This is a genomic window from Streptomyces europaeiscabiei (assembly GCF_001550375.1).
GTDB lineage: Bacteria > Actinomycetota > Actinomycetes > Streptomycetales > Streptomycetaceae > Streptomyces > Streptomyces europaeiscabiei.
This window is the reverse complement of the sequence record NZ_LRTR01000776.1, coordinates 1-9,036: the sequence shown is the minus strand read 5'-3', so window position 1 is coordinate 9,036 and position 9,036 is coordinate 1. Positions and strand designations below refer to the sequence as shown.

General features: G+C 71.5%; 8 protein-coding genes and 1 pseudogene. 2 read left to right on the top strand and 7 right to left on the bottom strand.

Annotation, left to right across the window (positions count from 1 at the left end; genetic code table 11):
• Positions 1-115 precede the first annotated feature (115 nt).
• The 3 genes and pseudogenes from AWZ10_RS38025 to AWZ10_RS56010 all read right to left on the bottom strand — a co-directional run.
• A complete protein-coding gene (locus tag AWZ10_RS38025) occupies positions 116-367 on the bottom strand; it encodes a helix-turn-helix domain-containing protein (protein ID WP_159058511.1) in 252 nt (83 codons plus the stop codon).
• Positions 364-597, bottom strand: a complete 234-nt coding sequence (locus AWZ10_RS55350) for an acyl-CoA dehydrogenase family protein (RefSeq protein ID WP_279616667.1) — start codon at positions 595-597, stop codon at positions 364-366. Before AWZ10_RS55350 ends, AWZ10_RS38025 begins: the two co-directional genes overlap by 4 nt.
• Positions 598-661: 64 nt before the next feature.
• A pseudogene (locus AWZ10_RS56010) lies at positions 662-961 on the bottom strand (acyl-CoA dehydrogenase family protein); the annotation flags it as partial.
• Between the two features lie 1,204 nt (positions 962-2,165).
• Here AWZ10_RS56010 and AWZ10_RS38015 point away from each other — a divergent pair.
• Complete coding sequence (locus AWZ10_RS38015; protein WP_046709410.1) at positions 2,166-3,032, top strand: LuxR C-terminal-related transcriptional regulator; 867 nt, start codon at positions 2,166-2,168, stop codon at positions 3,030-3,032.
• Between the two features lie 406 nt (positions 3,033-3,438).
• Here AWZ10_RS38015 and AWZ10_RS38010 read toward each other — a convergent pair whose 3' ends face one another.
• From AWZ10_RS38010 to AWZ10_RS38000, 3 genes are all read right to left on the bottom strand, one after another.
• Positions 3,439-4,482 carry a glycoside hydrolase family 5 protein gene (locus tag AWZ10_RS38010; RefSeq protein ID WP_046709409.1) on the bottom strand — a complete coding sequence of 348 codons (1,044 nt, stop codon included), beginning with the start codon at positions 4,480-4,482 and terminating at the stop codon, positions 3,439-3,441.
• Between the two features lie 135 nt (positions 4,483-4,617).
• The gene (locus tag AWZ10_RS38005) at positions 4,618-5,862 is read right to left on the bottom strand and encodes an LmeA family phospholipid-binding protein (RefSeq protein ID WP_046709408.1); all 1,245 of its coding nucleotides are present in this window, start codon (positions 5,860-5,862) and stop codon (positions 4,618-4,620) included.
• Between the two features lie 63 nt (positions 5,863-5,925).
• The gene (locus AWZ10_RS38000) at positions 5,926-6,648 is read right to left on the bottom strand and encodes a DinB family protein (RefSeq protein WP_046709407.1); all 723 of its coding nucleotides are present in this window, start codon (positions 6,646-6,648) and stop codon (positions 5,926-5,928) included.
• A 245-nt stretch (positions 6,649-6,893) separates the two neighbouring features.
• Here AWZ10_RS38000 and AWZ10_RS37995 point away from each other — a divergent pair, with 245 nt between their 5' ends.
• A complete protein-coding gene (locus tag AWZ10_RS37995; protein WP_046709411.1) occupies positions 6,894-8,225 on the top strand; it encodes a cytochrome P450 in 1,332 nt (443 codons plus the stop codon).
• 32 nt (positions 8,226-8,257) lie between these two features.
• Here the strand turns inward: AWZ10_RS37995 and AWZ10_RS37990 are convergent, their stop codons facing one another.
• Positions 8,258-8,641 (bottom strand): winged helix-turn-helix transcriptional regulator, encoded by a 384-nt coding sequence (locus AWZ10_RS37990; RefSeq protein ID WP_046703595.1) that lies wholly within the window; start codon positions 8,639-8,641, stop codon positions 8,258-8,260.
• Between the last annotated feature and the right edge of the window lie 395 nt (positions 8,642-9,036).

The window sequence follows — 9,036 nt, the reverse complement described above, 5'->3', positions numbered from 1 at the left end:
GCGGCGCGGCCTCGGCGAGGTCGGGGCCGTCGATCGTGTCGCCCGGCAGCGCGCGCAGTGCCGCGTCCACACCGGCCGACCGGGCGGCCGGTACGGCATCGGGAAGCGCGGCCTCTCACACGGACGGGACGGCTCGGGCGACCGGGCTCGGCTTGAAGCGAGGGAAGAGCATGCTGACCACGGCCGCCGGAGCAGGGTCCAGCGCAGCGGCACGCCCGCCGAAGCAGCCGCGCCAGGTGCCCTTCAGCCCGACCACCAGGAACGCCTTCCGAACCTGGGGCGCGTAGTAGAGCACCGCGTGACAGGGCTCGATGTCGTCGTGCGGGACCCGGGACGTGGTCCGGGGCGTCGCGGTCGGCACGCTCACCGAGCGATCCCTTCCACGGGCGGGCTCCGTGGCGTGTGCGGCTCGCCCTCCCCGGCCGGCGCAGTGGCGAAGCGCAACGGGCCCGACAGTCCCCGCTCGTCGATCTCGGCGGCGGCCATGAGCCGCTGTACCTCGGAGATACCCATCCGGAACCGGTCGACGCGGGCATTGCGCCAGAGGTGCGCCACCGGGTTGTCCCGCACATAGCCGCGCCCGCCGAAGAACTGCACCACCCCGGTGGACGACCCGCCCTGCTGCCTCGGTCGCCGACACCTTGGCCAGGGCCACCCGGGCGTCGAGCGTTCCGGGGTCGCCGCCCCGGTCGATCTCCCCCGCGCCCCGGTGCACCAGCACGCGGCTGACGGCGCGGTCGGTGGCGGAGTCCGCCGGCACGGCCTGGATCAACTGGTGCCTGATGATGGGCTGCCCGCCCTGCACCCGCTCGCGCGCCCGGTCCGACGTCGGCCGCAGTACCCGCCCGGCGGCACTCGCGGACTGCGCTGCGATCAGGACCCGCTCCTCGAAGGAGGTGGCCCGTACGAGGCCGAGCCCGGCACGCGCCTCGGCGAGGACGGCGTCGTGGCCCCTCTCCACACCGTCGAGGGCGAAGTGCGGGTGTCCGTAGGGCGAAGTTGTAGCCGTAGCGCGGTGTGTCCACCAGCCGTACGTCCCGTGTGCCCACCGGCCGTACGCCTGGTGTGTCCTTGTGGACGAAAAGCATCGTGGGGGTCCCGTCGGGGCGGACGATCGCCAGGACGATCAGATGGCCCGTCACACCCTCCACGGCGACTGACCACTTCGCACCGCTGATGCGGTACCCGTCAGGTGCGCGCTCCGCGACGGTCGCTACGTGCCGGGGGCCGGAATCGGCATCCGGCACGGTGACGGCCCTCGCCCCCAGACGCTCGCCCCGGTTCTCCGGGAGGAGATACCACTCGCGCTGCTCCGGTGTGGAGACGAGTACGACGGTGGCGGTCGGCCGCCACACGGCGCCCCACAGACCGTTGGCGAGTGTTAGCAGCTCCTCTTCCCCGGTCACCCGCTCGCCCCAGCTGCGTCCCGCGCCTCCCCGAGCGACCGGTGCCTTCATCGCGTGCGGGCCACTGGCCGGCCCGGTCCGCCGGAGAACCGCTCTGCTCTCCGGACACAGATCGTTGCTGCCCTCGCATTCGTCCTCGTGGACCGCGATCATCCGGGCGAGGTCGACAGCGCTTTCTCTGAGTTCCGCGAGACGTGGACAGTGCGAGAAATCCATGGGGCACCTCTCTGTGAGCGCAAGCTCGGACCGGCTGGGGGCAGACAACGGCCCTGCGTCCAGCAGGCCTTGAGTCGGAGGAGGGAGAGGGGAGGAGGGAGAGGGGAGGGGGGAGAGGGGAAGGGCGGGAGGCGGGAAGCGGGGCTCGCACCCGGCCCGGCCGGAGGGGGAGCGGCTTGTGGCACCACCATGAGGTAAACCGGGCCCGCCAGCTACCCCCGTCTGAGGGTAAAGCGCAGGGAATAGATCCCTTAATACCGGGTCAAACAGCGTCGCGGGTGACGCGGGCCGGTGCGGGAGGGAACGGCTTCGCCGCGCGTGCACGTGTCACCATCGAATGGACTGATGGAGCATCAACTATGTTTCCCTTGTGTGCTCTTGACGCAGTCGAGCTGCTTGCAGAACTGTTCTCCTGAACGACGGGGGAGTCGGCCGTGCCGGCGCCGGACGATGCCGGCTGTCCCGAGAGGGCAGCCGATTCCGCGCTCCACGACTACAGCGACGCGTCCCCCACTGGCGGTCAGGTAAGGAGTCGACCCGGTCGTGTTACCCGCGGAAGACAGCGAAGAGGCCGCGGCCGCCCGCGCCGCGGTCCTGGCTCTGCGCAGGGAGAGCGGGATGCCCGTCGCCGGGGCGGCCTGGGTCGTCGGACCGCTGCAACTACGGATCAGTGAGACGAGCGGGGTGAGGTCGCGGGACCGCCGGGGGCTGGCCGTGCCGGCGGGGGCCGGACTGATCGGCAAGGTGCTGACGACCAGCCGGCCGGCGGCGGTGAGCGACTACCGGTCAGCTCGGCAGATCAGCCACGAGTACGACTCCTTCGTCGCGGCCGAGGGGGTGCGGGCGATGGCGGCGGCACCCGTGATCGTGGGAACCACCGTCCGGGCCGTTCTCTTCGTGGGATCGCGCGACGCGGTACGCCTCGGCGACCGGGTGCGGACGGCGCTGACCCAGGCGGCGCGCGACCTGGAGCAGTTCCTCGCGTCCCACGAACAGGTCCACCGGCTGCTGTCGGAGGCCCGAGCCGTACGCGACTGCACCGCGCCCGGTGACGGCGCCACCCTGGAACGCGTCCACGAGGCCCACACCGACCTGCTGCACCTCACAGCGACACTCGACGAGGGACACCTCAAGGAGCGTTTCCACGAGGTGTGCTGTCTGCTGGAGCAGGCCTGTTGCGCCGAGGGGCCCGAGAAACCGTCACCGCGGACGTCGCCGCGTCTGTCGCCACGCGAACTCGACGTCCTCACCGCGGTCGCCGCGGGCTGCACCAACCTCGACATCTCCGGCCGTCTCGACATCGGCCTGGAGACCGTGAAGGGCTACCTGCGCTCGGTCATGCGCAAACTCGGCACCACCACCCGCTTCGAAGCGGTCACCGCGGCACGGCGCGCGGGGCTGCTGCCATGACCCGGGCCCATCCGTCACCGCGGAGGCCGGGTGAGGCGCACCTCTCGGAAACGCCTCGCCGTTCCCGCGTACGCCCCTGTCCGGCATCAAGGGTTTCACCGAGCCGTACCGGATGGGCGGCCTCCCGCGGCGAGCCGACGCCGGTACGCGTCCACGGCGGGCACGCCGAGGTCCGCACAGCCCCGGGCGCGACCTTCCGCGTCGTCGTCACATGTTCGACCGGGGCTGAGCATAGCGGAGCGTGAAGTGGGAGCGCGTCACCAACTGCGTTGACAGGAAGGGCCTTTGGGCGCCCATCGAACCTGCTGTCGGCCGAGCGGGTCCCCTGGCAGATGGGCCCCCTTCCGGGTCCGGCCGCGCCGAGGCGCCGGACCCGGAAGGGGGTATCGCGGCCGTCGTGTCGCCGCTACTTCTTCCAGGCCCAGTGCAGGCGGTCGAGCCCGCTCCGGTTGTTGACCTTCAGGCTGAGGCGGGTGCCCGTGCCCTGGAGGGTGGTGAGGGAGTAGGTGTCACCGTTGCGCAGGCCGGGCCAGTAGACCGAACCGAGGCGCAACTCCCGGATGACGTCGGTCGCGGCCTGGATGTAGGCGACCTCGTTGGAGCCGTTGACCGGGCCGTTGTAGTCCAGGCCGGTCGTCATGGAGGCACCGAACTCGTCGAGGATCGTGCGCGAGGCGCAGGTGCCGATGCGCTCCTTGAAGTCCGCCTTCCACTGGTCGACGCTGGTCCAGTCGGTGTGCCAGAAGCCGTAGTTGTGCAGGGCGATCCGGGTCCCGTCGAGCCGGCTGTCGGCGCACACCGGCTTGACGTCCTCGCTGTACTTGAAGCCGCCGATGAGGACCCGGTCGCGGGGAATGGACCGGTGCTTGCTCAGCCAGCGGGCGGCCACGTCGCGCCACTCCTGGGAGGTGTAGCCGAACGGCTCGTTCATCGGCTCGAAGTACACCTTGGAGTTGGGGCCGTAGGCGGAGGTGATCCGCTTCCACATCCGGTCCCAGGAGGCCTGGTCGTCGATCTTGCCGTCCTTGGCGTTGTCGGCCTCCCAGTAGCCCAGGATGACCTTGAAGCCCTTGGCGGTGGCGGCGTCGATCGCGGCCCGGTACGACTTCCAGAAGGGGCCGTTCACGGACGTGGGGTTGACCGGGAGCCGGACCGTGTTGGCGCCGAGCTTGGAGAACCCGCCGATGATCGCCCGGGACTTGGCGTAGGTCGTGGCGTAACTGTCGGTGGTGGACAGGCCCGAGGGTACGACCGCGTCGTCGGCGTAGTTGTCGCGCGGGTCGGCCCAGTTGACGCCGCGGAAGTCGCTGACGGGCGGCGGCGAGGCGTGGCGGGAGGCGGCGGCTGCGGGAGCGGCGGACGCGGGGGAGGCGATGACTCCGCCGAATGCCGTGACGCCGGCCAGCGACGCCGCGAGGCAGGCTGTCCCGCGATGGTTCTTTAGTGGCACCAGATCCCTTTCAGGGCAGTTGCGTCCGCGAAACCTTGGGGTACAGGTCGGCGGCTCTGTAACTCCCGCAAAGTAGAAGAGATCTCGAACAGAGGTCAACACATCTGCACACCAAATTTCATCAAGAAAACAGAACTACGAGCCGCCCACGGCCAGTTCCGACCCGGTGAGGCGCACCCGGATGCCGTCCTCCTCCACGCGGACGTCCCGCAGCCGCATGGTCCCGTGCTCCGGCTCCGGCAGTTCGAAGGACAGGGACAGCCGGTCGGCGAGGACCGGGCGGGTGAGCCGGGACAGGGCGTCGAGGAGGTCGGGATCGAGGCCCAGACCGCGCAGCACGGCGGGGTTGTCCAGGGCCAGGTCGATGAGATTGAGGCTCTGGGCCTGGCGGGCGAAGCGCGGGGAGCCGGTCAGTTCCGTGAGTTTGCCGTCGTCGCCCAGGGCCTCGCGCGCGGTCGCGTCGGACACCCCCAGCCGCCGTACGATCGCCGGGACCGACAGCAGTGCCTTCGCCCTGCGGGTCTCCCGGGCGAGGTCGGCGGACGCCTTCGGTGTCAGATGCAGGCCGTCCGAGGCGCGCGAGCCGGGGCGGTAGGTGGCCAGGTCCCCGATGTCCAGGCGCATGCCGCCGATCCGGGTGGCGATGCCCCTCTCGCCCTGCCGCTGGATCGTTGCCTCGGCGCGCAGCCGCAGGTCGCGCCCGGCGACCGGCAGGGTGCCGCGCGCCCGGACCCGGTCACGGCCGTCCCCGGTGAACGTCACCTGGGACGCGCCGAGTTCACGGTTGAGGTCGGCGAAGGACAGCAGCACGTCGCCGTCGAGCCGCGGGACGCGGGCGCCGCGCACGGAGGTGAGGCCGTCGAGGTCCAGTCGTATGTCATGGGCCGTGGCCGACACCTTCGCCAGCGACACCCGGTCGGCCGCCACGTCCGGCACGGTCACCCGCACCGAGTCCAGCCGCTTGCCCGCCAGTTGGGTGACGAAGGGGAAGCCGCCGATCTCCACCTCGGGTGCCGCGGCCAGGTGCAGCCGGTCCTCCAGGGCGTCCGCGGCCGCGTGTTCGGCGTACAGCAGTGCCCAGCGGTCGGCGAGCGCCGCGAACGAGGCGAGGACGACCACGCCCACCACCGCCTTCACCGCGAGGGGCAGCCCGGCGAAACGGCCACGCCGACGCCTGCCGCCGCGACGATGGACGGGCGGGGTCCACTCCGGCTCCGGCTCGGCCTCCCGCTCCGCGGCGCCCTCGTCGAAGAAGTCCTCCAGAGAGGTCACTTCCAGTGGGCCGTCGTCGAGGGTGCCGAGTTCGTCGTAGGGGTTGCGGGGCGCGTCGGAGCGGTCGTGGGCATGCTGTTGCGGATCTGTGCGGTGGGGGGAGCGCATCGTCTCATCCGAACATGTGCCCCACCCCCGCCCGCAACCCGAACCCCGGGTATGCGATGTAGTTCACGATTGCGATGCGGTGGAGCGGGCCCGCCACAGGTCGCGGAGCAGGGCGATCTCCGCCATGTGGTGGATGAATTCGAGGTTGGCCCCCGACAGGACGCCGACGAACGGGTCGTCCGGGGCGGAGCCGTACGGGTACTGCGAGAAGCCGACCGTGTCGAGTTGCTCGTCGGTGACGCCGGCGACGCTGTCGCGCCAGCGGTCGATCAGTGGCCAGAACCGGTCGAGTGCCGAGGCGGCGGACGGGGTGAAGTCGACCGACAACTTCGGATCCTGCCGCCGTGCGCCGAAGGTCCACTCCCATCCGCCCGCGAACTGGACGTGCAGGTGTGCCAGTCGCCACGCGATGGTCGTCACCGGCGTCCGGTCGGGCTCCGGCGCACCGGTATGGGCGAGAACCTGCTCGACCCGCTCGACGCTCACACCCCAGTCGTCCGCGATCCTGGCGACGGTCATGCCGTCGGCGGCCTGCCGGGCGACCTCGGCGTACTCGCTCGCCGGGATGTCCGGGGCGCCCAGGTCGAGCACCCACTCGCCCGGCCCGAAGGCCCTGGGCGTCGTCGCCTCGCCCCGGCGCCGGAGCGACCAGCAATCCGGCACCGGCTCCCACAGGTACTCCTCGTCGCCGAGCCCCGTCAGCCGCACCTGGGCCATCTCCCTGGCCTGGTCGAACTGGTCGAGCAGTAGGCCCAATCGGTCGGTCCGCGCGTCCTCGGTCCCCATTCCAGGCTCCCTTCGCCGTAGCGCCGCGTGCCTCGCGCGCCAGCCGGAAGGTAGCGGCTCGCTTCCCGGGACGCGACCGATTTACCGGCACCCGAAACGGTGCGGTGCGTCCGGTGTCACAGCAGTCGTCAGTGCCCTTCCGGGCAGCGATCTCCTCTCACCTGCTGTGCCCGCTCCCGTACAGTCCGTACTGCGCGTGCTCAACGGTTCATGGCCGACGCGGCGGTCGATCAGGGGGAAGACACATGGACACCCAAGCCGGTCCCGGCGCACTTCCGCACGTTCCCGGAGCGGGGCGCCCGGTGCCCGAGGCCGAGCCGGGGCTCGTGGAGCGGTGGCGTTCGGGGGGAGGCGAACTGGTCGCGCTGCTGACCCAGGTGCGCGAACGGCTCGGCGGTGTCGCGGCGTTCCGCCTCGGCCCGGCGCCCACGGTTCTCGTCACGGACCCGACCGCGGTGCAGCACGTCCTCGCCCGGCAGCCGGAGCGGTACGTCAAGCGTTCGCACCGCGCCCGACTGCTGATCGGCGACGGTGTCCTGGCCGCCACCGGCACGGCGTGGAAACGGCAACGCCGCCTGCTGCAGTCCCAGTTCACCGGCACCGGCATGCGCCGCTACGAACAGCGGATCACCGCCGCCGCCCGGACCACCGCGGAACGCTGGGACGTGTACGCCCGAACCGGGCAGAGCTTCGACGTCGGCCAGGAGATGCGCCGCTTCGCCCTCGACACCATCTGGCGCTCTCTCACCGGCCACCCCCTCGACGACCGGACCCAGCGCGAACTGGAAGCCGTGGAAACCGTGGGCGCCGCCCTTCCGACCCTGCCCGCCGACGCCGACGAGGCCCGGGACGCCGTCGCCGCCGATCTCGCCCGGATCGACACGGTCGCCCGGCACGCCATCGCGGCAGCCCGCGCCGGGACGGCGGGCCCCCACGGTCCGGGGCTGCTGCACGTCCTGACCGACGCCGCCAGCGAGCGCCCCGAGTACACCGACCGGCTGATCCGCGACGAGTTCGTCACCCTGCTCGCGGCCGGACACGAGACCACCGCGACCACCCTCACCTGGCTCCACCTGCTCCTCGACCGGCACCCCGAGGCCCGCGAACAGGCCCTCGCCGCCGGGGTCGAGGGCTCGGCGGAACGCCGTCAGGCCATCCAGGCCCTGGTCCACGAGACGCTCCGGTTCTACCCGTCCGCCTGGATCCTGCCCCGCCACGCCACCGAGGACGACACGCTCGCCGGCTACTCCGTCAAGGCGGGCACCGACCTCCTGGTCTGCCCCTACCTCACCCACCGCGATCCCGAACTGTGGCCGGACCCGGAGCGGTTCGACCCCCGGCGTTTCACCACCCCGGACGGCCGGCCCACCCACCCGGGTGCCTACTTCCCCTTCGGTATCGGCCCCCGCGCCTGCCTCGGCCTGCAGTTCGCGCTGCGCGAGTCGACCGTCCTGCTCGAACACCTGCTGCCGGCCCACACCCCGGCCTTCCGCTCCACCCCCACGAAGGCGGTGCACGGCATCACCGTCCGCCCCGACGGCCCGACCCTCGCGACCTTGCAACCGTCGCTCGGCTGAAGGAGGCGACGGGGTGTGCTGCCGGGCGTGCGTCAGGTGCCGAAGCGATCGCGGGCGCCCTCGATGTGGCCGAGGTACCGGTGGGTCCAGTCGCACAGGGCGTCGACCGTGGTGCGCAGGGCCCGGCCCGGCTCGGTCAGGGTGTACTCGACCCGCGGCGGCACAGTGGGGTACACCTTCCGGTCGACCAGCCCGTTGCGCTCCAGCATGCGCAGGTTCTGGGTGAGCATCTTGTGACTGACACCCTCGACCTCGTTGCGCAACTCGCTGAAGCGCAGGGTGCGCTCTCCGAGCGTCTCGATGATCAGGAGCGCCCACTTGTTGGCGACGTCGGAGAAGATCTCCCGCGCCAGGGAGTCCGCGCGCCTCAGATCCGCGTCCTCGGGCAGGCCCTTGAGCTGTTGCTTGGTCACCATCAGGTTCCTCAGTCGCCGTAAACCACGTTCGTCCAGGTCGACGCTCACTCTCCTGTAGTTCCTCGGTAACCACAAGAGAGTCGAAGCGCGGTGCGGGCAGACCCCGCACACTCCTGCGCCGCGACCTTGAGGAGGCCACCGTCGCGGGTCGCGTGGAGGGTTCGGGCCTCAGCCGGAGTGTGGCCGAGGTGCCGACGAGGTCGAGAACGGCGTCGGCCCCGCAGGGAGGAACCGGACGGCAGGATGTCCCGGGGCTCCGACACCGACGACGGTCACACTCGCGTCGACCTCGACCCCGACGCCCCCTCGACGGGGCCCGGGCACCGGCCGGATCCCGGCGACCGCGGTGCACGAGGTGAGCCCGGCGTCGGACAGCGGGCGGCCCGGGTGCGTCG

Coding starts and splice junctions, on each gene's coding strand:
- AWZ10_RS38000 (WP_046709407.1), bottom strand. CDS start 6,648: ATGGGGACCGAGGACGCGCGGACCGACCGATTGGGCCTACTGCTCGAC.
- AWZ10_RS38005 (WP_046709408.1), bottom strand. CDS start 5,862: ATGCGCTCCCCCCACCGCACAGATCCGCAACAGCATGCCCACGACCGC.
- AWZ10_RS37990 (WP_046703595.1), bottom strand. CDS start 8,641: ATGGTGACCAAGCAACAGCTCAAGGGCCTGCCCGAGGACGCGGATCTG.
- AWZ10_RS37995 (WP_046709411.1), top strand. CDS start 6,894: ATGGACACCCAAGCCGGTCCCGGCGCACTTCCGCACGTTCCCGGAGCG.